14 protein-coding genes, 2 tRNA genes and 1 riboswitch are annotated in these 23,688 nt (G+C 60.7%); of the genes, 2 read left to right on the forward strand and 14 right to left on the reverse strand.

The features are described 5' to 3' along the window. The 6 genes from AC1RT4_RS14065 to ltaE all read right to left on the reverse strand — a co-directional run bounded on the left by AC1RT4_RS14065 (window position 1) and on the right by ltaE (window position 5,811). A tRNA-Arg gene (locus AC1RT4_RS14065) sits at window positions 1-73 on the reverse strand. A 107-nt stretch (window positions 74-180) separates the two neighbouring features. Then, window positions 181-271, reverse strand: a tRNA-Ser gene (locus AC1RT4_RS14070). A gap of 62 nt (window positions 272-333) precedes the next feature. Next, entirely contained in the window at window positions 334-522 is a 189-nt protein-coding gene (gene csrA, locus AC1RT4_RS14075; RefSeq protein WP_002554426.1) for a carbon storage regulator CsrA, read from the reverse strand. Window positions 523-709: 187 nt separating this feature from the next. Beyond that, a complete protein-coding gene (locus AC1RT4_RS14080; RefSeq protein ID WP_007951048.1) occupies window positions 710-1,951 on the reverse strand; it encodes an aspartate kinase in 1,242 nt (413 codons plus the stop codon). Between the two features lie 90 nt (window positions 1,952-2,041). Beyond that, window positions 2,042-4,660 (reverse strand): alanine--tRNA ligase, encoded by a 2,619-nt coding sequence (alaS, locus tag AC1RT4_RS14085; protein ID WP_493085789.1) that lies wholly within the window; start codon window positions 4,658-4,660, stop codon window positions 2,042-2,044. A 146-nt stretch (window positions 4,661-4,806) separates the two neighbouring features. Continuing rightward, window positions 4,807-5,811, reverse strand: coding sequence for a low-specificity L-threonine aldolase (gene ltaE, locus AC1RT4_RS14090; protein WP_493085791.1), 1,005 nt, complete (start codon window positions 5,809-5,811; stop codon window positions 4,807-4,809). Window positions 5,812-6,009: 198 nt separating this feature from the next. Further along, window positions 6,010-6,181, forward strand: a riboswitch (FMN riboswitch). A gap of 102 nt (window positions 6,182-6,283) precedes the next feature. Here ltaE and AC1RT4_RS14095 point away from each other — a divergent pair. Then, the gene (locus tag AC1RT4_RS14095; RefSeq protein WP_011335530.1) at window positions 6,284-6,793 is read left to right on the forward strand and encodes a 6,7-dimethyl-8-ribityllumazine synthase; all 510 of its coding nucleotides are present in this window, start codon (window positions 6,284-6,286) and stop codon (window positions 6,791-6,793) included. A 45-nt stretch (window positions 6,794-6,838) separates the two neighbouring features. Here the strand turns inward: AC1RT4_RS14095 and astE are convergent, their stop codons facing one another. The 7 genes from astE to AC1RT4_RS14130 all read right to left on the reverse strand — a co-directional run bounded on the left by astE (window position 6,839) and on the right by AC1RT4_RS14130 (window position 14,546). Next, the gene (gene astE, locus AC1RT4_RS14100; protein ID WP_007951052.1) at window positions 6,839-7,849 is read right to left on the reverse strand and encodes a succinylglutamate desuccinylase; all 1,011 of its coding nucleotides are present in this window, start codon (window positions 7,847-7,849) and stop codon (window positions 6,839-6,841) included. Between the two features lie 12 nt (window positions 7,850-7,861). Further along, window positions 7,862-8,152 (reverse strand): hypothetical protein, encoded by a 291-nt coding sequence (locus tag AC1RT4_RS14105; protein ID WP_011335531.1) that lies wholly within the window; start codon window positions 8,150-8,152, stop codon window positions 7,862-7,864. 59 nt (window positions 8,153-8,211) lie between these two features. Continuing rightward, on the reverse strand, window positions 8,212-9,558 hold the full coding sequence (gene astB, locus AC1RT4_RS14110; RefSeq protein ID WP_085607454.1) for an N-succinylarginine dihydrolase: 1,347 nt from the start codon (window positions 9,556-9,558) through the stop codon (window positions 8,212-8,214). A 73-nt stretch (window positions 9,559-9,631) separates the two neighbouring features. Continuing rightward, entirely contained in the window at window positions 9,632-11,101 is a 1,470-nt protein-coding gene (gene astD / locus AC1RT4_RS14115; RefSeq protein ID WP_173940195.1) for a succinylglutamate-semialdehyde dehydrogenase, read from the reverse strand. Next, window positions 11,098-12,123: an arginine N-succinyltransferase gene (astA, locus tag AC1RT4_RS14120; protein ID WP_493085794.1), complete on the reverse strand. Its 1,026-nt coding sequence runs from the start codon at window positions 12,121-12,123 to the stop codon at window positions 11,098-11,100. Before astA ends, astD begins: the two co-directional genes overlap by 4 nt. 51 nt (window positions 12,124-12,174) lie before the next feature. Next, on the reverse strand, window positions 12,175-13,194 hold the full coding sequence (gene aruF, locus AC1RT4_RS14125; protein WP_007951057.1) for an arginine/ornithine succinyltransferase subunit alpha: 1,020 nt from the start codon (window positions 13,192-13,194) through the stop codon (window positions 12,175-12,177). A gap of 131 nt (window positions 13,195-13,325) precedes the next feature. Next, window positions 13,326-14,546 carry an aspartate aminotransferase family protein gene (locus AC1RT4_RS14130; protein WP_064598809.1) on the reverse strand — a complete coding sequence of 407 codons (1,221 nt, stop codon included), beginning with the start codon at window positions 14,544-14,546 and terminating at the stop codon, window positions 13,326-13,328. A 306-nt stretch (window positions 14,547-14,852) separates the two neighbouring features. Between AC1RT4_RS14130 and AC1RT4_RS14135 the strand changes: the two genes are divergently transcribed. Beyond that, entirely contained in the window at window positions 14,853-22,589 is a 7,737-nt protein-coding gene (locus tag AC1RT4_RS14135) for a dermonecrotic toxin domain-containing protein (RefSeq protein WP_493085797.1), read from the forward strand. Window positions 22,590-22,628: 39 nt separating this feature from the next. On the opposite strand, the gene argR is transcribed toward AC1RT4_RS14135, so the two are convergent. Further along, on the reverse strand, window positions 22,629-23,609 hold the full coding sequence (gene argR, locus AC1RT4_RS14140) for a transcriptional regulator ArgR (RefSeq protein ID WP_493085799.1): 981 nt from the start codon (window positions 23,607-23,609) through the stop codon (window positions 22,629-22,631). Between the last annotated feature and the right edge of the window lie 79 nt (window positions 23,610-23,688).

The raw sequence follows: 23,688 nt of genomic DNA on the forward strand, positions 1-23,688 counted from the left end.
GCACTCGACAGGATTCGAACCTGTGACCGCTCGGTTCGTAGCCGAGTACTCTATCCAGCTGAGCTACGAGTGCATTTGTTGCGCCGCATTATAGCCCGTCTAATCTCTATTCCAACCACTTTTTCTATAAATTTCAACAACTTACAGAAAAAGCCAGATTACAACGTACTAAGCAAATAATGGCGGAGAACGGGGGATTCGAACCCCCGACACCCTTTTGAGGTGTACTCCCTTAGCAGGGGAGCGCCTTCGGCCACTCGGCCAGCTCTCCGCAACACGGGGCGTATATTAACCACCTTCTTCCCCGTTTGCAAACATAAAAATCGATAAAAATTAATGGCTTGGTTCTTCGTCCTTCTCTTTCTTTATACGCAGATAGATTTCTTCACGGTGCACGGCCACCTCTTTCGGGGCGTTGACGCCGATACGCACTTGATTTCCTTTAACGCCGAGCACGGTCACGGTGATTTCGCCATCACCGATAATCAGGCTTTCTGCGCACCGACGAGTCAGAATCAGCATACCTTTCTCCTCACGCGAATCATTTCAGGGACAACAGTCTGCAAAAAAAAGGCACCCGACCTACAACCGGAGCGATCGTAGCCCTACATGCCTGAGTATTGACCAGCGCGAGCAAAAGAACAGTTCAGGGCTCGCGCCATTCAAAAAATAAAGGGCGCGGTCAGACCGCGCCCTTCATTGACCAGGATTACTCGCCCTGACGGGCCGGAGCGTCCAGTTCGAAAGCCGTGTGCAGGGCGCGCACGGCCAGTTCCAGGTACTTCTCTTCGATCACCACGGAAACCTTGATTTCCGAGGTCGAGATCATCTGGATGTTGATGCTTTCTTTCGCCAGGGATTCGAACATGCGGCTGGCCACGCCCGCGTGGGAGCGCATGCCGACGCCGACGATCGAAACCTTGGCAATCTTGGTGTCGCCAACCACTTCACGGGCACCGATCTCGCGAGCGGTGTTTTCCAGCACGGTTTGCGCGGACTGGTAGTCGTTGCGGTGCACGGTGAAGGTGAAGTCGGTGGTGTTATCGTGCGCGACGTTCTGCACGATCATGTCGACTTCGATGTTCGCGGCACTGATCGGGCCGAGAATCTTGAACGCCACGCCCGGGGTGTCTGGCACGCCACGGATGGTCAGCTTGGCTTCATCGCGGTTGAAAGCGATGCCGGAAATGATCGGCTGTTCCATGGTTTCCTCTTCATCAATAGTAATGAGGGTGCCCGGACCCTCCTTGAAGCTGTGCAGTACGCGCAGCGGAACGTTGTACTTGCCGGCGAACTCCACCGCGCGGATCTGCAGCACCTTGGAACCGAGGCTGGCCATTTCCAGCATCTCTTCGAAGGTGATCTTGTCCAGACGCTGAGCAACCGATACCACACGCGGGTCAGTGGTGTAGACACCATCGACGTCGGTGTAGATCTGGCATTCGTCAGCCTTCAGCGCAGCGGCCAGCGCCACACCAGTGGTGTCGGAACCGCCACGACCCAGGGTCGTGATGTTGCCGTGCTCGTCGACGCCCTGGAAACCGGCGACCACAACCACGCGACCTGCTTTCAGGTCACCGCGAATCTTCTGGTCATCAATCTGCAAGATACGCGCTTTATTGTGCGCGCTGTCCGTCAGGATCCGCACCTGGTTGCCGGTGTACGACACCGCCGGCACACCGCGCTTGATCAGCGCCATGGCCAACAGGGCGATCGTCACCTGCTCACCGGTGGAAACGATCACGTCCAGTTCACGCGGAACCGGTTGATCTTCGCCACTGATTTGCTTGGCCAGATCGATCAGACGGTTGGTTTCGCCGCTCATTGCAGACAGCACAACCACCAGGTCATCGCCGGCATCGCGGAATTTCTTAACCTTGTCGGCGACCTGCTCGATTCTCTCGACAGTGCCGACCGAGGTGCCTCCAAATTTCTGTACGATCAAAGCCATTTCAAAGCCGCCTCTGCCCATGAAGGGCGCCCAATAATCACTCAAACAGCCGCCGGGCCCGCCACTAGACTGCGGGCCCGACGGGCCGTCTTATAAACCCTGCTCGACGAATGGAACGGTCAGCGCCAGTGCGCCATCCAGTGCGCCGGCGTCGACACCGCCGCCCTGCGCCATGTCCGGACGACCACCGCCCTTCCCGCCCACTGCCGCAGCAGCCTGTTTCATCAAATCACCGGCTTTGAGTTGGCCAGTCAGGTCCTTGGTTACGCCTGCAACCAGTACGACCTTTTCCTCATGGACACTGCCGAGCAGGATCACTGCGCGGCCGAGTTTGTTTTTCAGCTGATCGACCAGCGCCAGCAGCGCCTTGCCGTCCTGACCATCCAGACGCACGGCCAGCACTTTCACGCCCTTGACGTCCACGGCCGAGGCCGACAGATCGTCGCCTGCGGCAGCAGCGGCCTTGGCCTGCAACTGCTCGAGCTGCTTTTCAAGCGCACGGTTGCGCTCCAGCACAGCCGACAGCTTGTCGATCAGGTTGTCGCGGCTGCCCTTGACCAGGCTGGCCGCTTCCTTGAGTTGTTCTTCAGCAGCGTTCAAGTAGGCCAGCGCCGCAGCGCCGGTGACCGCTTCGATACGACGCACACCCGATGCCACACCGCCTTCGCTGATGATTTTCAGCAGGCCGATGTCGCCGGTACGGTTGGCGTGGATACCGCCGCACAGCTCGACGGAGAAATCACCGCCCATGCTCAGCACGCGCACGTTGTCGCCGTACTTCTCGCCAAACAGCGCCATCGCGCCCTTCTGCTTGGCGGTTTCGATGTCTGTTTCTTCGGTTTCAACGGCGGAGTTCTTGCGAATCTCGGCGTTGACGATGTCTTCCAGCGCCTTGATCTGCTCAGGCTTGATCGCTTCAAAGTGGCTGAAGTCGAAACGCAGACGCTGGCTATCAACCAACGAACCCTTCTGTTGAACATGCTCACCCAGCACCTGACGCAATGCAGCGTGCAGCAAGTGGGTGGCCGAGTGATTCAACGAAGTCGCATGACGCACTTCAGCATCGACATGCGTTTCAACCGGTGCAGCAATAGTCAGGCTGCCGGACGCCAGCACGCCGTGGTGCAGGAACGCGCCGCCGGTCTTGGTGGTGTCGCGCACGTCGAAACGGCTGTTGCCGGCCTGCAGGTAACCGCAGTCGCCCACCTGGCCGCCGGATTCAGCGTAGAACGGCGTCTGATTCAGAACGATCACCGCCTCTTCGCCTTCATTCAAGACGTCGACCGACTGGCCATCTTTATAGATAGCGACAATTTTCGCCGAACCGCTGGTGTCGGTGTAACCGGTGAACTCGGTGGCCACATCAACCTTGACCAGCGTGTTGTAGTCCAGACCGAACGAACTGGCCGAACGTGCACGAACACGCTGGGCTTCCATCTCGCGTTCGAAACCGACTTCGTCGATGGTCAGGCTGCGCTCGCGGGCGATGTCCGCGGTCAGGTCCATCGGGAAACCGTAGGTGTCGTAGAGTTTGAACACCACGTCGCCTGGCACCACGGTGCCTTTGAGTTCCAGCAGATCCTGCTCGAGGATCTTCAGGCCGTGATCCAGGGTCTTGGAGAATTGTTCCTCTTCGGCCTTGAGCACGCGCTCGATGTTGGATTGCTGCTTCTTCAGTTCCGGGAACGCTTCGCCCATCTCGGCGACCAGTGCCGCAACGATCTTGTAGAAGAAGCTGCCGGTGGCGCCCAGCTTGTTACCGTGACGGCAGGCACGACGGATGATCCGGCGCAGCACGTAGCCACGGCCTTCGTTGGACGGCAGCACGCCGTCGGCGATCAGGAAACCGCACGAACGGATGTGGTCGGATACCACTTTCAGGGACGACTGATCGCCATTTTCGCAGCCGATTGCATCAGCCGAAGCTTTCAGCAAGTTCTTGAACAGGTCGATGTCGTAGTTGGAGTTGACGTGTTGCATCACCGCACTGATCCGCTCCAGGCCCATGCCGGTATCCACCGACGGCGCTGGCAACGGATGCAACACGCCGTCGGCGGTGCGGTTGAACTGCATGAACACGTTGTTCCAGATCTCGATGTAACGGTCGCCGTCTTCTTCCGGCGAACCCGGAGGGCCGCCCCAGATGTGGTCGCCGTGATCGTAGAAAATCTCGGTGCATGGGCCGCACGGGCCGGTATCGCCCATGGTCCAGAAGTTGTCGGACGCGTAAGGCGCGCCTTTGTTGTCGCCGATGCGGATCATGCGCTCGACCGGCACACCGACTTGTTGGGTCCAGATGTCATACGCTTCGTCGTCGGAGGCGTAGACGGTGACCCAGAGCTTTTCCTTCGGCAGCTTCAGGACACCGGTCAGGAACGTCCAGGCGAAGGTAATCGCGTCGTGCTTGAAATAGTCACCGAAGCTGAAGTTGCCCAGCATTTCGAAGAAGGTGTGGTGACGGGCGGTATAACCGACGTTTTCCAGGTCGCTGTTCTTGCCACCGGCACGCACGCATTTCTGGCTGCTGGTCGCACGGGTGTACGCGCGCTTTTCCTGGCCCAGGAAGCAGTCCTTGAACTGGTTCATCCCCGCGTTGGTGAACAGCAGGGTGGGGTCGTTGCCCGGAATCAAAGAGCTGGAGGCTACACGGGTGTGGCCTTGCTCTTCGAAGAAGCGAAGGAAGGCTTCACGGATTTCTGCGCTTTTCATTAGGTTCTTCCACGGAGGCTGCGGCCAAAGGCCTGTACGAAACGTCAACAGACGAAACGACGGCAAAGGGCCGCATTATATCGGCCCTGCGCGCGGGGTACAGCGTGTTTATACGATAGAAACGGTCAATTGGGTGGCTAACGCTGTCACTTGCGCGAAAACTCGACGAATGTCGCGACCACTTGCTCGATTTGCGAGCGATTGACGTCCATGTGCGTGACCATCCGCAGGCGGGCGGCAGCGCTCAATTTGATCCCGCGCTCGGCAGCGAAAGCCTTGATCGCCTCGGCGCGGTCGCCCATCTGCACGTAAACCATGTTGGTCTGCACCGGCTCGACACTGAAACCGGCCTCGCGCAGGCCCTCGGCCAGCAACTGCGCATTGACATGGTCATCCGCCAGGCGCTCGACGTTGTGATCCAGCGCATACAGCCCCGCCGCCGCCAGCAATCCGGCCTGACGCATGCCGCCACCGACCATTTTGCGCAGGCGCCGGGCCTTTGCAATCAACGCCGACGAACCGCACAGCACCGAACCGACCGGCGCGCCGAGGCCTTTGGACAGGCACACCGAGACCGAATCGAAATATTGGGTGATTTCCCGGGCATCGACCCCGAGCTTGACTGCCGCGTTGTACAGCCGCGCGCCGTCCAGATGCAGCTGAAGGCCGTTGTTCTGTGTGAACTGACGAGCCCGGGCCAGATACTCCAGCGGCAGCACTTTGCCCTGCATGGTGTTTTCCAGCGCCAGCAGACGGGTACGGGCGAAGTGGAAATCGTCAGGCTTGATCGCTGCTGCCACCTGATCCAGGTCCAGCGAGCCATCGGCCTGCACTTCCAGCGGCTGTGGCTGAATCGAACCGAGTACCGCTGCGCCACCGCCCTCGTACTTATAGGTGTGAGCCTGTTGACCGACGATGTACTCGTCACCACGCTCGCAGTGCGCCATCAGGCCCAGCAGGTTGCTCATGGTGCCTGTCGGGACGAACAGCGCGGCAGAGAAACCCAGCCGTTTTGCCAGTTCGGCCTCCAGACGATTGACCGTCGGATCTTCGCCATATACGTCATCGCCTGTGTCGGCGCGGGTCATCGCGTCGAGCATGGCGGGAGTCGGTTGAGTGACGGTGTCGCTGCGAAGATCGATAACGCTCATGAACCTGGCCTCAAGTCAGCAGGGGAAATCCCTTTACGAAGAGGAATTACTGCGGGCATGACGCGGATTAATCAACCCTCGCGCAAGGAAAAGTCGTTTCCTGTGCTTCGAAAAATCCGATGGCAATCATCACAAAGGCGCAATGCACAGTCCGGCAATCTGTGTTAAAAACGCTGCGCCGCCCGATAAAGGGCGGCGAAACGTTCTCAGGGCGGGGTGCAATTCCCCACCGGCGGTAATTGCGCGCAATGCGCATAGCCCGCGAGCGCTTGGTGACGAACACGGCAAAAAACGTGAGCGGCGGCAAGGTCAGCAGACCCGGTGTGATTCCGGGGCCGACGGTCATAGTCCGGATGAAGAGAGAACGGGATTGACGCCAAAGGGCCGTCCGCCGTGTTCGCGCGAGCGTGCGTACCCTTGAATCCCTTTCGATTCATAACGCCCTGTTTTTCACACAAACAGGAGTCAGAACATGCAACCCACCGCTATCGACAGCAAAAGCAAACACACCCACGGCGAGCGCGTCGCGTTCATCCAGGCCTGCTGGCACAAGGAAATCGTCGACCAGAGCCGTAAAGGCTTCCTCGCCGAAATGATCGCTCAGGGTTATCAGGAATCGGACATCGATTTCTTCGAAGTCGGCGGCGCCTTTGAAATGCCTCTGCACGCCAAGCTGCTGGCCAAGACCGGCCGTTATGCCGGTATCGTTGCCGCCGCCCTGGTGGTGGACGGCGGGATCTACCGTCACGAATTCGTCGCCCAGTCGGTCGTCAGCGGCCTGATGCAGGTTCAGCTGGAAACCGAAGTGCCGGTGTTCTCGGTGTCGCTGACCCCGCACCACTTCCATGCCGGCGAAGAACACCAGAAGTTCTTCTTCGAGCATTTCGTGCACAAGGGTCAGGAAGCGGCGAAGACCTGCGCCGATACGTTGCAGAAAGTGCGTGCGTTGCGCCGCACCGAGCCGCGTGCTGTAGCGGTCTGATGCAATAACGATCTCCCCCGCGCGCGGCGTGGGGGAGGTTCAGATTCAGGCGAGATTTTCGTCAGTGGTCGGCACGATCAGAATGCCCGCCCGAAGGCCGTTCTTGACCTTGGGATTGGGGAAGATGATCCGCGCGCCCTGCTCTTCGATGATCCAGCGGGTATTGGCCAGGTCTTCGGCCAGCACATAACCCACATCCAGTTCCGAAAAGTTTTCGATGTCCGCCGGCAGGTTCAGGCGGAACGCATCGCTGTGCTTGATGATTTCCCGGGCCACGCTGAACAGTTGCAGACCGTCCAGGCCCTGCTCGGCCATCTCTGGCTCGGTGCCTTCGATGATCTGCTTCAGACGGGTTTCCAGCAGCGACACATTGACCCCGGCGTTTTGCCCGAACGGCCGCGCCTTGCCCAGTTCCAGGGTGAAGGACTCGGCCCCCAGCTTGTCGTAGGTGTAGGAGCTGAACACGATCGACGGTTTGTTCTGCAACAGCACCGCTTCCATGCCGGCGGCGCGCAGGCGGGCCAGTTCAAGACGGGAATGCTGGCGACCTTCCTTCCACGGATACAAAGCGAACTGCTCGATCTTCGAACCGCGAATCGCGGTGTGCAGGTCGTAGTGCAGGCGCTGACGATCAGGAAGACTGAAGAAACTTGCCGCCAGACGTTCCAGCTCGCAGGCGCGCAGGGCTTCGGAGCCACTGCTTTGTTCGTGACGGCCGTTGAACAGCCGATTGACGTCCTGCTCGACGAAACGCTCGCCCTTGCGAATCGCTTCCGGGTTGCCGAACAGGAACAGAATGCGTGCGCGCGGCTTCAGATCGCCGCGAGCGATGTCATGCAGCAGCCGGTCGAGCAATTCGATCGGTGCCGTTTCATTGCCGTGGATGCCTGCCGACAGCAGCAGGTCCAGGCCATTGTCGCGCGCTTCGGGTGGCCGGACTTCCAGCGCACCCTCGCTCAACCAGCGCATGCGCACGCCTTCGACAGTCAGTTGAGTCTTCTCCGCCGGTTCGCGGCCGGCGAGGGTCAGTTCAAGCAGTTTGCCGAGGGCGAGCATAGAGCGGTTTCCTTAGTGGTCGTGATTGCAATCCGGGCCGTGCACGTGGCCGTCATCGTCGCCGAGGTCAGCCGGTTCCATCTCCAGTTGCAGACTTACCAGATTAGTCGCCAATGGGCGCAACAGCAGGTTGGCGTACTCTTCGTCGCCCTCTTCGACGTCCACGCCGATCAACAGTTGGCCGCGGCCGTCCTGCTGGATCCACAGCTCTTTGCCTTGCCACATGACCGCGACGCGGGTGCAGGAAGTTTGCAGTTGCGTGCCGTCAGTGTCTTCAAGGATCAGCTGCAGGGAATCGCTCATGTTTTACGCTCTCTTGGGGAGATGGAACCGTGCACCGCAATGAAGCTGCGCACCGGTCATCAATTGATCTGGAATGGATAAACCGCGCCCAGTTTAAGGATTTGCGTCAGTTCATCCAGTGCCGTCCGGCATTCAAGCAGCAATTGCGGATCCGCCAGATCACTTTCGGTCAGGCGGTCGCGATAGTGCTTTTCAACCCATGCGGTCAACGAACCGTACAACGGGGCGGTCATGATAACCCCTGGGTTGACGGCCGCCAGCTCGGTTTCGTTGAGCGCGACGCGCAGTCGCAGGCACGCCGGGCCACCGCCGTTCTGCATGCTTTGCTTGAGGTCGAAGACTTTCACTTCACGGATCAGGCCGCCGGAGCTGGTCAGGCCTTGCAGGTAGTTCCACACACGCTCGTTGCCACGGCACTCTTCCGGCACGATCAGCAGCATCGAACCGTCAGGACGCGACAGCAACTGGCTGTTGAACAGGTAGGAACGCACCGCGTCATCCACGGTAACCGCCGAACGCGGCACGCAGACCGACTGGAAGTTGCCGCCGACCTTGGCCAGTTTGGCTTGCAGTTCGGCCAGCATCTGATCGGTGTCGAGGAACGCGTCCTCGTGATAGAACAGCACCTCGCCGTTGCCCACCGCGATCACGTCGTTGTGGAACACGCCCTGATCGATCACCGCCGGGTTCTGCTGCGCGTAGACCACGCCGTCGTCACGCAGGCCGTGCAAACGAGCGACCGCTTGCGACGCTTCGAGGGTCTGGCGCGCCGGGTATTTTTGCGGTGCCGGGTAGCGGGTGTCGAACGCACTGCGACCGAACACGAAGAACTCGACGCCGGCCTCGCCGTACTCACGGCAGAAACGCGTGTGGTTGGCTGCGCCTTCGTCGCCAAACTGCGCCACTGCCGGCAATGCGGCGTGGTGAGCGAAGTGCTGCTGGTTGGCGAACATCGCGCCCAGCACGCGACTGGTGGTCGGGTGCTCGATGCTGCGGTGGTATTTGCAGTTCAGGTTGGCGGCGGTGAAGTGCACGCGACCGTCAGCGGTGTCGGCACTCGGGCTGACCGTGGCGGCGTTGGCCACCCACATGCTCGACGCCGAGCAGCTGGCGACCAGTAGTGGCATCGCTTCTTTGGCGGCGCGCTCGATCACCTGAGCGTCGGTGCCGCTGAAACCCAGACGGCGCAACGCAGCTACGTCCGGACGCTCCTGCGGTGCGAGAACCCCCTGTTGAAAGCCCATTTCCATCAGCGCTTTCATTTTCGCCAAGCCTTGCAGCGCCGCTTCCTTCGGGTTCGAGGATTGCTGGCTGTTGCTCTGGGACGCAACGTTGCCGTAAGACAGACCACCGTAGTTATGGGTCGGCCCCACTAGACCGTCAAAATTGACTTCATAGGATTTCATCAGCGAGGCTCCACGAGAATCTGTTTTTATAGGCATCAAATAACAATCGAGTGCAATCGAGGCGCAACGCGCCTCACGCCATCTTCACGCCAGGCGTCAGGGCCGCCGGCAACACCAGGCTTGGAGTTTCCAGCGAGGCCACCGGGTACGCGCAGTAATCCGCCGCGTAGTAGGCGCTGGCGCGGTGGTTGCCCGAAGCGCCGACACCGCCGAACGGTGCGCTGCTCGCAGCACCCGTCAGCTGTTTGTTCCAGTTGACGATCCCGGCACGGCTTTCCAGCCAGAACTGCTGGTAGCGCTCTTCGGAATCCGACAGCAAGCCAGCGGCCAGACCAAAAGCAGTGTCGTTGGCTTCGGCAATCGCCGCCGCGAAATCGGCGTAGCGGATCACTTGCAGCAACGGGCCGAACAGTTCTTCGTCGGAGCGATCGGCAACTGCCGTCACATCAACGATGCCCGGGGTCAGCAGCGCCGACTGCGCCTGTGGCTGAGTCATCGCCAGCAGCGACACTGCACCGTTGGCCAGCAGATGCGCTTGGGCATCCATCAGCGCTTTTGCCGCGCCGAGGGAAACCACCGAGCCCATGAATGGCGCCGGTTGCTGATCGAACGCGCCGACCTCGATGGTCGAGCTGACTTCCACCAGACGCTTGAGCAGGCTGTCGCCCCACGCGCCTTCCGGTACCAGCAAACGGCGGGCACAGGTGCAACGCTGACCGGCGGAAATGAATGCAGATTGAATAATCGTGTACACCGCTGCGTCGAGGTCAGCGACCTGATCGACCACCAGCGGGTTGTTGCCGCCCATTTCCAGCGCGAGGATCTTGTCCGGACGACCGGCGAACTGCTGGTGCAGGTGATTGCCGGTACGGCTCGAACCGGTAAAGAACAGACCGTCGATGCCCGGGTTCGCCGCCAGAGCGATCCCGGTTTCGCGGGCGCCTTGCAGCAGGTTCAGGACACCGGCCGGCAGACCGGCTTCGATCCAGCACTTCACTGTCAGCTCGGCGACTTTCGGGGTCAGCTCGCTTGGTTTGAACAGCACGCTGTTACCGGCCAGCAGCGCCGGCACGATGTGGCCGTTCGGCAAATGGCCTGGGAAGTTGTAAGGGCCGAACACCGCGACCACGCCGTGGGGCTTGTGGCGCAACACGGCGGTGGCGTCGCCCAACGGGCCGCTCTTCTCGCCGGTACGTTCGCGGTAGCTCTGCACCGAGATTGCGATCTTGTTGACCATGCTGGTGACTTCGGTCGCGGCTTCCCACAGCGGTTTGCCGGTTTCCTCACCGATGGTGCGGGCCAGCTCATCAGCGTGGTTTTTCAGCGCGGCGGCGAACGCTTCGAGCACGCTGATGCGATCTTCCAGGGTACGACGGGCCCAGCTCGGGAACGCCTGACGCGCAGCCTGCACGGCCGACTCGACCTGAGCGGCGGTGGCGCCCTCCCCCGACCACAGCACTTGCTGGGTCACCGGGTTCAGCGATTGAAAGGCCTCGCCCTGACCGGCCAGCCACTCACCTGCGATGTATAGCGAATTCATTATTTCGACTCCCGGGCAGCGGACAACGCCACGGCGCGAACCTGATCGCCAGCGTTGAGTTGAAGACGTTTGGCGGTCAGCGGATCGACCACCAGGGTGCCGGCGGCCAGACGGGCCGGCGCAGCCGTGATGCGGCAGTCTTCGCGTTTGCGGTTATGGATGATGAACGGCGTGGCGTCGTCGCCCGGCGTGCCGATGGCCAGCACCAGCGCTTCGCTGTCACGCACCGCGCGGATCTTGCTGGTCTCGCACTCGATGGCCGGGCCGGCGTCGAAGATGTCGACGTAACCCTGGTAGCTGAAACCTTCGCTCTTGAGCATCGCCAGCGCCGGCTCGGTGTCCGGGTGCACCTGGCCGATAACGTTGCGCGCGTCCGGCGACAGGAAGCAGGTGTACAGCGGGAATTTCGGCATCAGTTCGGCGATGAACGCCTTGTTGCCGACACCGGTCAGGTAATCGGCCTGGCTGAATTCCATCTTGAAGAAGTGACGGCCCAGGCTTTCCCAGAACGGCGAACGACCGGCGTCATCCGACACGCCGCGCATCTCGGCGATGATCTTGTTGCCGAACAGTTGCGGGAATTCGGCGATGAACAGCATCCGCGCCTTGGACAACATGCGGCCGTTGAGACCGGTGCGGTAATCGGCATGCAGGAACAGCGAGCACAGCTCGGAGTTGCCGGTCAGATCGTTGGCCAGGAACAGCGTCGGGATCTCGCGATAGATGTTCAATTCCTGCGAGGCGCTGACGGTCAGGCCGACGCGGAAGTTGTACCAAGGCTCGCGCAGACCGACGGCGCCGGCGATGGCGGAAATCCCCACCACGCGACCGTTGTCGTCTTCGAGCACGAACAGGTAGTCCGCGTCGCCACGGCTGGCTTCACCGCGAAAGGTCTTCTCGGCCCAGCCGACCCGGTGGGTCAGGCGCTCTTCGTTGGCCGGCAAGGTAGTCAGGCCGGTGCCGGTGCTGCGGGCCAGGTCGATCAGAGCGGACAAATCGCTGCTGCGTACGGGACGAACAATCATGCTATCTCCTCAAACGGGCCGCCGTGGCCACCCGTGAAACTCGCTAAGGCGTTAAACCGCCACCAGGCGCACGCTGGCACCTTCACCGACGCCCAGGGCTTCGGCCGCTTCCAGATCCAGGGTCACCGGTTTGCCCGGCGCGTAATCCAGTTCAAGCAATACCGCGCGGTAATCCTGCAACTGGGCGTTGGCCACCAGGTACTGGCGACCGGCGCCTTTGACCGGCTCACCGATCTTCACCGGCACCACGCGGCTCTGGGCGATCGAACGGATTCCCGAAACGCGCGCATGCAGGGTCGGGCCACCGTCAAAGATGTCGATGTAGTGATCGGTCTCGAAGCCTTCGCGCATCAGGATGTCGAAGGTGATCTGCGCACGCGGGTGCACCTGGCCCATCGCTTCCTGAGCGGAATCCGGCAGCAGCGGCACGTAGATCGGGTAATGCGGCATCAGCTCGGCGAGGAACGTGCGGCTTTTCAGGCCACACAGACGCTCGGCCTCGGCGTAGTTCAGGTCGAAGAAGTTGCGACCGATCGCGTCCCAGAACGGCGAGTCGCCGTTCTCGTCGCTGTAACCGACGATCTCGGTCACCACCGAATCGGCGAAACGCTCCGGGTGGCTGGCGACGAAAAGCAGACGGCCACGGGAGTTGAGTTCAGACCACGGCGAACCCACCAGCTCGCGCTGCACGTAGAAACTGGTCAGCAAGCTGTTGCCGGTCAGGTCGTGGCACTGCGAGAGCACGTGGATCTTGTTGTGGATCTTCAGCTCGCGGGAGGCGTGCACGAAGGTCTCGTTGCGAAAGCTGTAGAACGGCTCGGAATAACCGGCCGACGCGACGATCGCCGAGCAGCCCACCAGTTTGCCGGTGGCGGTGTCTTCGAGGACGAAGAAATAACTCTCTTCGCCGTTGAAGCTCACTTCGGCGGCAAACGAGGCTTCGCTCGCAGCGATCTTGTCGCTCAGGCGTTCAACGTCATCCGGCAAGGAAGTGACACCAATCGGGCTGTCCGCAGCCAGACGCTGTACCTCGCCCAGATCAGCCATTTGCGCGGGGCGCATCACCAGCATGGTGTCACTCCTTTCTCTACTTCAGGTCGGCGAAAGCGCCGACTCGGGAAAAAAATGCCGGGCAGGCCCGGCACAGGAAAATGGTCCCGGCGCCTGTCGATCACGACAGACGCCGGGCGGTCTTGCATGAATCAGGCTTGGGTCAGTTTCGCCGCAGCGCGTTCGAAGCGATCCAGACCGGCGTCGATGTCCGCGTCTTCAACCACCAGGCTCGGGGCGAAACGGATCACGTCCGGGCCAGCTTGCAGAATCATCAGGCCTTCTTGCTCAGCGGCGTTGAAGATGTCCTTGGCCTTGCCTTTCCAGGCATCGCTCAGCACGCAACCGATCAGCAGACCGAGACCGCGCACCTGGGTGAACAGGCCGTACTTCTCGCCGATCTGTTGCAGGCGGGTCTTGAACTTGTCGTGCTTGGCGTTGACGCCGTTCAGCACCTCAGGGGTGTTGATCACGTCGATCACCGCTTCGGCCACGGCGCACGCCAGCGGGTTGCCGCCGTAGGTGGTGCCGTGCGTGCCGACGACCAGATGCTTGGCCAGCGCTTCGGTGGTCAGCATCGCAGCGATCGGGAAACCGCCGCCCAGGCTCTTGGCGCTGGTCAGGATGTCCGGAACCACACCGAAATGCTGGTAGGCGAACAGGTTGCCGGTGCGGCCCATGCCGGTCTGCACTTCGTCGAACACCAGCAGCGCGTTGTTCGCGTCGCACAGTTCACGGGCGCCTTGCAGGTAGGCCAGCTCGGCCGGCAGCACGCCGCCTTCACCCTGGATCGGTTCCAGAACGACCGCGCAGGTCTTGTCCGAAACAGCAGCTTTCAGTGCCGCCAGATCGTTGTACGGCACGTGGGTGATGCCGGTGATTTTCGGGCCGAAACCGTCGGAGTACTTCGACTGGCCACCGACGTTCACGGTGAACAGCGTACGGCCGTGGAAGCTGTTGAGCGCGGCGATGATTTCGTACTTCTCGGTGCCGAAACGGTCGAACGCGACGCGACGGGCCAGCTTGAACGCGGCCTCGTTGGCTTCGGCGCCGGAGTTGCAGAAGAACACGCGCTCGGCAAAGGTGGCGTCGATCAGCTTGTGCGCCAGGCGCAGGGCCGGCTCGTTGGTGAACACGTTGGACACGTGCCACAGCTTGTTCGCTTGCTCGGTCAAGGCACCGACCAGCGCCGGGTGCGCATGGCCCAATACGTTGACGGCGATGCCGCCGGCGAAGTCGATCAGCTCGCGGCCGGCCTGATCCCAGACGCGGGAACCGGCGCCACGCACCGGAATGAAAGCGGCAGGCGCGTAGTTGGGAACCATAACCTGGTCGAAATCGGCGCGTTGTACCGCAGCGTGCTCAACGGACATCGGAGTCTCCTGATGAGGGCCACCCGCCTGAAACTGGCGAGCGATGGGGGGATTGTAAGGACAGTTTTCAGCCCGGCCTTGTCGCCAAGCGACAACTTCTTATAGCGCAAACCCCGGATTTTCCCGGGTTTACGGCAATGCGACATATAGCGTCGCAAAGGCGCAGTTTAAACTGCCGCCAGCCATTTCAGCAGGCCTGCGAGCATATCAATTGCGAACGGCTGGCCTGTCATACATATGTACCACCTGACACGGGATGCATTTTGCTCTGCTTGAGCTCTTTTTCGACGCTCAAGGACGCCAACGATGCCTTCCACCACCGGGCAGCCGCCCGCCAGTTCGCCCACGCCCGGTGCGACCGCGCAAAACCCCGCTTCCCACTATGAACCGCTGGTGAACGCGATCCCCGAATGGCTGGGCAAGGCGTCGCTCGCCCGTCGCATTGCTTTGAAGAACAGTCGTGGCACCCTGCCCGATCCGGTCAAGTCAGCACCCGCGGCGCAGCATCAGGCGCTCAGAAGTGCCATAACGCAGCACATGAGCGCGCAGAATGCCGTCGATCAAATGCTCCAACGGGTACAGAACGCCAGCGCCTTTGCCGAGCCGATATTGGCCGAGGCGCTGAAGTCGCGCTTCGACCTGGAACTGAACGTCAAGGAAACCTTCCTGCAGCTGTACATCCCGGTGAAGGCAGCAGGCATTACCACCGGCACGCGCACGTGGACGGTGTCTCTGCTGGACGCGGCCCTGCACAACTTCGAAGCCGGCGAAACGACATCGACCGCCTACGCCAGCGGCTCCTCGTTCATCACCCGCCCCGGCGAGACTGGACAATTCGAAACGCTGGCACCACTCAATGCGAAACCCGGCATCCCGGCTTTTACCGGTCTGTGCCGGGAACTGGACATCGGCGCCCGCTACAAGAACTATCTGGAAGACAACCTCGCACTCGCCAACCCGGTGGCTTCATCCGTGCTGCGGCACAAAGTCAACACGGCGCAAAAAACCGCATTGCGCGCCGCGCTGAAGATGGCGCGGATGAATGGCGATATCGGTGAAGCCAATCTGCATTCGATTGAAAGCTTCCTCGATGGCGCATCCACTGCGCAGATGAACGGTCAGCCATTGCTGTGCCACGACCTGACGCTGATGTCGGTCGCCCTGACTGGCATCGTGATATTTGCCCCAGACCTCGAACACGCGAAAAACGCCGTCAACATGGTGGCCTACTTACCGGATGACCCGGAGCATCCGATCAAGGAATACCGCTCCAGCGGCGACCTCGCAAAAGAACTGATCCGACAATTGCGCGGTGTGGAATATCAGCGGTTCTTCAGCCGCTTCGTCGCCCATGCACAGCGTGGACAATTCTTCGGCCAGCTCAACCAGCGCCTGAGCCAGGTGAAATGGCATCCACCGCAGCCCGGCATTCAACTTCCGCCGTGGCGCGAGACGCCCATCGAAAAGCCCGACCTGCAATTGGCGGCCACCCCCATTGCCAGCGAACTTTGGGAACATCTTTACCAGGGCAAGCTGAACAAGATCCTCAACGATGCGGCAGTCATTGCAGTCCCGACGGCGATGGTCGATCGCAACGCGCGCTGGAGGCGCTGGGATTCGTTTGTCGGTATCGCAGCGTCGATCCTGGAAATCGCCACCTTCGTCGTCCTGCCGTTCGTGCCGTTTCTGGGCGAAATGATGATGGCGTACATCACTTACCAACTACTCGACGAGGTCTTCGAATCGGTCATCGATTGGGCTGAAGGCCAGACGACCGAAGCCTGCGAACATTTCTTTGCTGCGCTCGAATCACTGATCCAGCTCGGCGCTTTCGGCATCGGTACCGGTATTGCCATGGCCGAGCTGCCCAAGGTGTTGCCGGCCGAGGTGGTGGCGTTCATGGATCGCTTCCAGTCGGTGAAACTGCGCAACGGCCAAACCCTGTACTGGAAACCGGACTTGAAGCCTTATGCGCGTGACCTGCCCCCCTCACCGGGCACCCGTGCCGACGCGCAAGGGACGTACCTGCATGATGGAAAAAGGCTGGTGCCCATCGAAGACACGCACTATGCCGTCAACGATCACGAACACCCCGGCAAGCTGCATATCGAACACCCGACTCGCCCGAACGCGTATGAGCCCCTCATGCGGCATAACGGCGAAGGCGCGTTTCACACCGAACTGGAGAATCCGTTGCAATGGGATACCGACACCCTTTTACGGCGAATCGGCCACCGCATGGAGCCGTTCACCGCAGCCCGCCGCAAACGGATTCTCAAGGTCAGCGGTTGCTCGGAAAACACACTGCGCAAAATGCATGTCAACCAGGAGCGTCTGCCACCGCTACTGGCCGAAACCATCCAGCGCTTCAAGATCGATCAGGATCTGGGCGAACTCATCCAGCAACTCTCCAGCGATGATCCGGCGGTTTACCTGAAAGCCGATCCGGTGACCCAGTTGCAATTGCTCGAGGAACAAACACTGTGGTCGGCCAGCAAGGGGCTGCGCCTGATCGATCAGCGCGGCAGAACGGTATGGGAGTCTTCGAGTGAGGCGCAACGACCCTTCACCGAAATCCATCAGGACAGATTGACGGAAGGCGACCTGCTCAAGACGTTGTTGCAAACCCTCGATGAAGCGCAAATCAATACGCTGCTCGAAGAAGACTTTGGGCAAATGTTCGCCCTTGATGTGCGCGCCCGAAACTTGCGTACCCGGCTTGCGAACATCGCCATCCGGCAGCGTTCGACACTCTTCGAGCAGCGCTACAAGGCGTCGCAGCACAGCTCTCCCCTTGCCATGAAAATCGCCCGGCACGAACCGCAACTGCCCGCTCGCATCATCCACGAATTGCTGCTGACCGCCACCGGCATGGAAATCGAACAGATCAACGCAGGCCGGTGGCCTGAACGTCAACAGCAACTCTCGCAATGGGCACTGCACGAATTACGCATAACCCGGGCCTACGAAGGCCTGGAGATCGACTCTGTGCACAACCCCGACGCTGAAACCCTGGCACTCCACAGCCTGCCGCTGTTGCCAGGCTGGTCAGACACCATAAGCCTGGAAGTGCGCGACCTGTCATTCGCCGGGAACAGGCTCGACACCACCGGCCCTGCAGGTGCAGCGATCGAGAAAATCCTGGTGCGCCGGGCTGACGGCACCTGGCAGCCGTTCGACCAGGCCGGACTGGAACTGCACGGCCCGACGGATTTTTACACCAGCGTGCTGCAAGCCTTGCCCGACACCCAGCGCCAGGCGCTAAACCTGCAGATCGACGAAGGACTGAAACTTCGGCAACTCGTTCGCGACAATCCCCTGCCGCGCGCCAACCTGCGCCAGACACTGACGGGCGCTCCCGTAACGGCATCGGACGTCGATACCCTGCGTCTGGTGGGCACTGACGGTTACTCACGCAATCAGCCTCCCGACGACTCACCACCCTCACTGGAAGCGCGAGTACGCGAAGTTTTTCCCGGCATCACGCAAGAAGGCCTGCAAGCAATGGTGCTGCACCTGCAAAGCCATCTGGAGAATCCGATTGCCGAGCTCTCGCGCCTGCGCCTCGAGTACGCACGCCTGGAAAACGATCTTGACCAATGGCGGCTCCGGGAGATCCTGGTCGATCCGGCAACCGGGCGGGAACTGTCCATCGCCCGACGCGCTGCCGCAGGACGTGATCGACAGATGTTCGCCCGCACGCTGCTCAGTTGCTGGCGTCGAGAAACCCCGGAGCGTTTTGGCTACCGCATGCGCTTCAACGAACCGCTGCTGGGCGACTTGCCAGTGCTGACGGCCGACTTCAGCCATGTCATCAGCCTGGAACTGAGCGGCAGCGGAACGTCGGCAGGCGTCGAAAACTTCATCGGCCACTTCCCTCGATTGTCCCGTCTCGACCTGCAGAACTTTGACCTTCGCAGCCTGCCGCAAGGCCTCTCTACCCTGCCCGCCCTGCGCCAATTACGGCTGCGCAAATGCGCAATCATTCTGACCCCGGAAAACCAGGCGCTGCTGACGTCACTCAACGAGCTGGTGGAGCTGGACCTGAAGGACAACCCGCTGGGGGGGAGCCTTGACTTGAACTCGATGTCCTCGCTGATCTATCTCAACCTGTCCCGTACCGGGATTGCCGAAGTGCCCGTCGGTTTGATCGATCACCCGCAACTCAGGAGCGCATGGCTGACCGACAACCAGATCACCACGCTGCCGGCGACGCTTTTCGAGCTCTCGCCTGCCGCAGGTGCCGGGTATGACTTCTCCGGCAACCCACTTTCCGCTGCCGCGCGCGAACGGGTGAAAACCTGTTTCACTCGCACCGGCGTCAATTTCGGCATTCGCGCCGAACAGGCCGATATCGTTCGTACCAGAGCGCTGTTTCCGGATCTCGACGAGGGCCAGGCCAGCGGCCTGATTTATCGCTTGCCCGGTTCACTGGTTCAGGGCCGCTTGCAACTGACGGTGTGGGAAACCGAGTTGGCCACGCTGAGTACCGAGCTGACTCGCTGGGCCAGGGACATTCCCGACCGCGACCCGAACAGCGGCGTGATGCTGGAGGCCAACGAACGGTTTACCGAACAGGATGCGCGCGAGACCTTCGCCGGCAAGCTGTTGCGCCTGTGGCGTCACCGCTCGAAAATCCATCCTCACGCCAGAGCCGATGTCTTCACTGCCGAAGCTACGTTTATCGGCGATCTGCCGCAAATGAGCGCCGACTTCCACCACCTCACTGCGCTGACCCTCAACGGCAACAAAGACCTTCGCGGCAATGCATCCTTCCTCAAAAGTTTTCCCCGGCTCAAGCGGTTGTTTCTGCGCAATGGTGCACTCGATCAATTGACCCAAATCCTCACCGGGCTGCCGATGCTGGAGGTATTGGTACTGGACAACTGCGGCGTGAGTTTCACCGCCGAGTCACTGACAGCGCTGGCCGCGATGCCCAGACTCGAATCACTGGAACTGCCACGAAATCCGTTGGATCTGGTGCCCGACCTGCAAACCCTGAGTTCTCTGAGCTACCTTGATCTGTCGCGCACGGGACTGCTGGAAATCCCGCCAGGCCTGATCGGCCACCCGACCCTCAAGACCGCAATCCTCAGCGAAAACCAGATCACCGAGTTACCCGAAGCCTTGTTCGAGCTATCGGCCCCGGCCGGTGACGGCTACGACCTGTCGAACAACCCGTTGACCCTCGCCACGCGGGAACGGATCAAACAGTACTGCCGTGAAACCGGCCAGGATTTCGCCGTCCTCGCCGACGCGTCGGATATCGAAATCACCCAGCAGCTGTTCCACGACCTCGACGCGCAGGACGCCAGCGATGTGTTCTACAGTTTGCCGGGTTCACTGGAGCATGGCCGCAGCCAACTGCGGCATTGGCAGACGGAAATCCGTCAACTGAACGCCGACCTCGCGCAATGGGCAACGACAGGACCGAATGTTCATCCAGGCACAGGACAGCTGCTCAATCCCCGACAAATGTTCGTGATGCAGACGAACAGAAGACTGTTCGCTCAACGAATCGAAGAGCTGTGGCGCTTCCGGTTTGCCGAGAAACCCACAGAAAGGGGCAATGTGCTGATCGCGGACCTGCCCTTCATCGGCGAGCTTCCCGATCTGTCGGCAGATTTCAGCCATATTGCAGAATTGACCCTGGACGGCAATCCGACTCTGAGTAATGTCGATGGCTTTCTTTCCTCCTTTACCGGCCTGCGCCATCTGGAACTGCATGAATTCAAACTGGAGCACTTGCCCCAGGCTTGTGAGCACATGCCGTCGCTCGAGCGTCTGGTGCTGGAGTACTGCGAGTTGACCCTGACGCCATCAACCCAGGTCCGCCTGTCATCGATGACCCGGTTGCAGCTTCTCAACCTGAGCCACAACCCGCTGGGCGCCACACCGGAGCTGACGGCGTTGCCGGCACTGACCCACGTACGCTTGATCGACACCGGCATCACCCACCTGCCGGAAGGTCTGGTCGAGCATCCGACACTGATCATGGCCAACTTCGAGCACAACCGGATCAGCGAACTGCCCGACAGCCTGTTCGAACGCCCAGTGCTTTCGCCCAACCAATTCATTCTCGGTGAAAACCCGCTGTCCCCCGCTACGCGCGAGCGGATCAAGGCCAGCTACCAGCGCAACCGACAGAATTTCGGGGTATCGATGCCTCAGGCGGACATCGACCGGGCGCTTGCACTGTTTCCTGCACTGGACGCGAAGCAAGCCAATCGAATGCTGTATCTGTTGCCGGGAACGCTTGATCACGGTCGTCTTCAGATCGGTCAGTGGGAAACGGAATGGGAGCAACTGGATGCGACGCTTAACCAATGGGTCGGCGAGATACCGGCACAACACCCGTCCACCAGCGTTGCGCTCACGGAAGAGGAGAAAGTCGTCGAATATTCAGGCCGCGATCAGTTTTGCCGTGATCTGCAAGCGTTCTGGCGCACCCGATCAGCAACCCATCCCGAAGCGCGATCAGCCAGGCTGATCCTCAACCTCCCTTTCATCGGTGACTTGCCGGCACTGAGCGCAGACTTCAGCCACGTCACCACTCTGTCGATCACCGGCAATGCCCAGTTACGCGCGCGCGATGATTTCTTCGGCGCGTTCACAGGTCTGAAAACCCTGGAACTGCGCGACCTCGGCCTGCAGCAGATACCGGATACGTTCAAGCGCATGCCGAATTTGGAAAGTCTGGTACTGAGCAATTGCGCGGTGGTGCTGGACGCAGAGGGTCGCGCCACACTTGCTTCGCTGACACGCTTGAAAAAACTTGATCTTTACAATAATCCGCTGAGTCTGACGCCGGACATCCGCTCCCTGCCGGCACTGGATTTCCTCGACCTGACCGGCACCGCGATCACCGAAACTCCCGATGGAGTGATCAACCATCCCGAGCTTCAAATCGTCATCCTCAACAACAACCGTATCAGTGAGATTCCCGAGGAGATTTTCAGCTTGCCGGCGGAAATCGGTAACGGTTACGACTTCGGCAACAACCCCCTGAGTCCCGCGACTCGCGAACGGGTCAAGTCCTACTTCCGGCGCACGGGCGGTGATCTCGGCGTGCTTGCCGAAGAGGCGGATCGCGCGCGGGTACAAACGCTGTACCCCGCGCTGGACAACGATCAGGCCAGCACCTTCATCTATCGCCTGAGCGGAACGTTGGCCGACGGTCGCCAGGAAGTGGCACGTCGGGAAATGGCGCTGAGCGATCTCACCCGCAGCCTCGCCCGCTGGAGCGACGACATTCCTGTGGATCCGCTCAATGGCCAGCCACTGTCGCCAACCGCACGATTGCGTGAGGAGCAACTGCGTTCACGGTTCGCCGAAGCGCTGTTGACCTGCTGGCGCAAGATCCCGATGGAGGATTCAAGTCTCGACAGTTACGGCTTCAGCCATACCGTGAGCTTCATCGGCGAACTGCCGACGCTCGGCGCCCCTTTCCCCTACGTGCCGGATCTGTTCCTGGTGGGTGTCGGCCACTCATCACGGCTCGGGCGCTTCCTTGAAGCCTTTCCCGGCCTGGACAGCCTGGCCATTCGCGAATGCAATCTGGGCGATATTCCCAAGGATGTTTTCACCATGGACCGACTGACGGCGCTGAGCCTGCCGGACTGCGAAATCCGCCTGACACACGAGTCAGTAGCGGCACTGGCGGGCATGGACAAACTCGAAGTGCTCAACCTGTGCGACAACCCGCTGGGGCTGACGCCGGACGTCAGCAACCTGCACACCCTGACCGATCTGGATTTGAGCGATACCGGGATCACCGAGATACCAAAAGGGACGCTGGAAAACCTGCACTGGAACGAGCTTGACCTGTCCGACAATGCCATCACTGACATACCGGAAGAAATAATGGATGTGCCCGCAACAGTCGGTGACCGCTACGACTTGCGCAACAATCCGCTGTCACCCCGAAGCCTGGCCCGGGTTCGAGCCTACTATCAGGAAACGGGTAACAGCCTGAACGTTGCCGGCATCGACGGTATGCCGAGACCACCGCAAATGAGGCCTGATCTGGAAATCGAAGACTGAACGAGACAGCGCCAATGACATGGCGTCATTGGCAGCGGATCAACCGCGCTCTGGCGGCACCGACGACAGTTCGAACGGACTGCTGCTGCGCCGCTGGTTGCGGTCTTCCCGCGGCGTGGCGCCGAAGAAGTTGCGGTAGGCGCTGGAGAAATGCGGCCCCGAGGAGAAACCGCAGGACAGGCCGATCTGGATGATCGACTTGCTGGTCTGCATCAACATCTGCCGGGCCTTGTTCAGGCGCAGTTCCAGGTAGTACTGGCTCGGCACGCGGTTGAGGTATTGCTTGAAGATCCGCTCCAGCTGGCGACGGGACACGCACACGTGCTGGGCGATTTCGTCGGTGGTCAGCGGCTCTTCGATGTTGGCTTCCATCAGCAGCACCGCCTGGGTGAGCTTCGGATGGCTGGAGCCGAGACGGTTCTGCAATGGAATGCGCTGACGCTCGCCGCCTTCGCGGATGCGTTCGACCACCAGTTCTTCGGAGACGGCACCGGCCAGTTCCGCACCGTGATCTCGGGCCAGCACCGCCAGCAGCAAATCGAGTACCGACATACCACCGCACGCGGTCAGGCGATCGCGATCCCAATCGAACAAATGACTGGTGGCGATGACTTTCGGGAAGCGCTCGGCGAAATCGTCCTGCCAGCGCCAGTGCACCGCCGCGCGGTAACCGTCGAGCAAACCGAGTTGCGCCAGCGGGTACACACCGGCCGAGAGACCGCCGATCACACAACCGGCACGCACCAGTTGTTTCAGCGCGCTGCTGAGCGCCGGCGCCAACGTGGTCGGTGGCTCGTCAGCGAGCAGGAACAGTTTCTGGAAGTTTTCGAGTTTGCCCGCCCAGGGTTCGCCGGGCAGTTGCCATTCACCTTCGGTCGGTGCTTCGGCCTGCAGGAACGACAACTCGTAAACCACTTCCGGATGCACACGCTGGGCAACACGCAAGGCCTCCTCTGCCAGCGCCAAAGTCAGAGCTTTAGTGCTGGGCCAAATCAGGAAACCAATTCGATGGGCAGTCATGGCGGGCGATCCGAAACGTAAACAGAGGGAAAAACCGAAATCGGCTGCAACCAAATTAGACCATCTGGCGCGCTGCGCA

The organism is Pseudomonas sp. GW821-FHT11D10 (assembly GCF_058808435.1).

Excerpts from the sequence above, each read along its gene's own strand:
- csrA (WP_002554426.1), bottom strand. The coding sequence starts at position 522 with ATGCTGATTCTGACTCGTCGGTGCGCAGAAAGCCTGATTATCGGTGAT.
- AC1RT4_RS14080 (WP_007951048.1), bottom strand. The coding sequence starts at position 1,951 with ATGGCTTTGATCGTACAGAAATTTGGAGGCACCTCGGTCGGCACTGTC.
- alaS (WP_493085789.1), bottom strand. The coding sequence starts at position 4,660 with ATGAAAAGCGCAGAAATCCGTGAAGCCTTCCTTCGCTTCTTCGAAGAG.
- ltaE (WP_493085791.1), bottom strand. The coding sequence starts at position 5,811 with ATGAGCGTTATCGATCTTCGCAGCGACACCGTCACTCAACCGACTCCC.
- AC1RT4_RS14095 (WP_011335530.1), top strand. The coding sequence starts at position 6,284 with ATGCAACCCACCGCTATCGACAGCAAAAGCAAACACACCCACGGCGAG.
- astE (WP_007951052.1), bottom strand. The coding sequence starts at position 7,849 with ATGCTCGCCCTCGGCAAACTGCTTGAACTGACCCTCGCCGGCCGCGAA.
- AC1RT4_RS14105 (WP_011335531.1), bottom strand. The coding sequence starts at position 8,152 with ATGAGCGATTCCCTGCAGCTGATCCTTGAAGACACTGACGGCACGCAA.
- astB (WP_085607454.1), bottom strand. The coding sequence starts at position 9,558 with ATGAAATCCTATGAAGTCAATTTTGACGGTCTAGTGGGGCCGACCCAT.
- astA (WP_493085794.1), bottom strand. The coding sequence starts at position 12,123 with ATGATTGTTCGTCCCGTACGCAGCAGCGATTTGTCCGCTCTGATCGAC.
- aruF (WP_007951057.1), bottom strand. The coding sequence starts at position 13,194 with ATGCTGGTGATGCGCCCCGCGCAAATGGCTGATCTGGGCGAGGTACAG.
- AC1RT4_RS14130 (WP_064598809.1), bottom strand. The coding sequence starts at position 14,546 with ATGTCCGTTGAGCACGCTGCGGTACAACGCGCCGATTTCGACCAGGTT.
- AC1RT4_RS14135 (WP_493085797.1), top strand. The coding sequence starts at position 14,853 with ATGCCTTCCACCACCGGGCAGCCGCCCGCCAGTTCGCCCACGCCCGGT.
- argR (WP_493085799.1), bottom strand. The coding sequence starts at position 23,609 with ATGACTGCCCATCGAATTGGTTTCCTGATTTGGCCCAGCACTAAAGCT.